This is a genomic window from Marinobacter sp. ST-43 (assembly GCF_030541085.1).
GTDB classification, from domain to species: domain Bacteria; phylum Pseudomonadota; class Gammaproteobacteria; order Pseudomonadales; family Oleiphilaceae; genus Marinobacter; species Marinobacter nauticus.
Window position 1 is genome coordinate 1 of record NZ_JASSVO010000052.1, and the last position, 1,679, is coordinate 1,679.

General features: G+C 56.3%; 1 pseudogene. It reads right to left on the bottom strand.

The window, feature by feature from the left end:
• Window positions 1–36: 36 nt before the first annotated feature.
• Window positions 37–1,604, bottom strand: a pseudogene (locus QPL98_RS19380) (IS3 family transposase).
• Window positions 1,605–1,679: the final 75 nt, after the last annotated feature.

Genomic DNA, 1,679 nt, shown 5'->3' on the forward strand with positions numbered 1-1,679 from the left:
CGGCGATTTTCAACCCAGTTGTCCAAATGACCGCGTTTAAGCGGCCAATTTATTGCGCTCTATTTCCTGCAATTTGCCAGGGTTGAGCGATACCGGTCCGGTTACTTCCCAGTTCCGGGTATTGCCAGACCAGCGCCGTGGATTCTGGCGTTTTGCTCTTTCATAAACCAGTTTCCGGTGCGCCAGGCGCTCGTGATCAACACCACGATGTCGGTCAGCCGGTGTCACGAACCGGATGCCGCTGTGCAGGTGCTGTTCGTTGTAGGCGTACTCGAACGCCAGCATCCAGTCACGCACCGCCGTGAGCGATTCAAAGCCCTTTGACGGCCACTCCGGGCAGTATTTGACTGTCCGGAACAATGATTCCGAGTAAGGATTATCGTTGCTGACTCTAGGCCGGCTGTGAGACATCAACATGCCCAGCTCAGCCAGTCGGGCCTTGAGCAGATAAGAGGTCATCGGCGCTCCGTTGTCAGAGTGCAGAACCGGCGGATTATGCCAGCAGCCCTCTCGTAACAGGGCGCGTTCAACCAGTTTCCGGGCCAGCTCGCCAGACTCCGCCTCATGGACTTCCCAGGCAACGATCTTGCGACTGTAGATGTCCATGATCAGGTACAGATACCAATGCTGGCCACGCACCGCTGACGGGCAATAGCTGATGTCCCAACTCCACACCTGGTTCGGGCCTGTCGCGGTGAAGCTAGTCGGCTCTGGCACCTTGCGTGGCGGCTTCATGCGCCCTCTGTGATTCTGTTGCTGGTGCTTCTTCAACACTCGGTAGAACGACGATTCCGAGGCCAGATAAAGGCCCTTGTCAGCCAGTGACGGCACGATCTGCGACGGTGGCGAACTCCGGTATTCAGGTTGATTACATGCGCTCAGAATGGCCAGCTCCTCGGCCTGTGTGAGTTTGTGGGGCTGTTCGACTGGCTCTGCCTCAGGGCGCTGATCTTCAGCAACCTGGCCATCAGAGCATCGCCAGCGCTTCAATGTGCGCTCGCTGATATCGATTATCTCTGCCACCTTGTATCGAGCAGCACCACCGGCAACGGCTTCATCAAATAGCTCCAGGAGCCTTGCACGTTCGTCCAGCGGCGTCAGTCGTCCTCGCTGCTGTCCGGATCCTCGCCGTACAAGGCTTCGAGCTTTTTTGACAGCACCAGAAGTGACGTGGTCTCAGCCAGCGCCCTGTCTTTACGGCGAACTTCCGACTTCAGCTTCTTGATTGTTTTACGGGCGTCTCGCTGTTGCTTCTGAGCCGCTTTCTGACGCTCACCCTGCATGCCGGCACCCTGAAGGCAGGCTTCCTTCCAGCGCTGTACTTGCTCCGGATACAAGCCTTTCTCGCGGCAATAGGCACTGAGTTCGGCTTCAGACATAGAGGCCGTTTCTACTACAACGGCCAGTTTGGCTTCGGGGGACCAATCTTCCCCGGTACGATTACCTGGCACGGGCATTCCTTGTTGTCGACACTGTTTCAACCAACTATACAGAGTCACATCGGATATGCCTTCCTCTGCTGCCACCGACACAACACTTCGGTTTTGCGGAGGTAACAACTTATTCAAAACGGCCGCTTTACGTTCTTCGGAATAACGTGGCATGAATGCTCCCATGCCGCCCCGACTAGTGAAATTCAGGCTAAATCGCCAACTGGACAACTAGGCTGACAGAGGGGG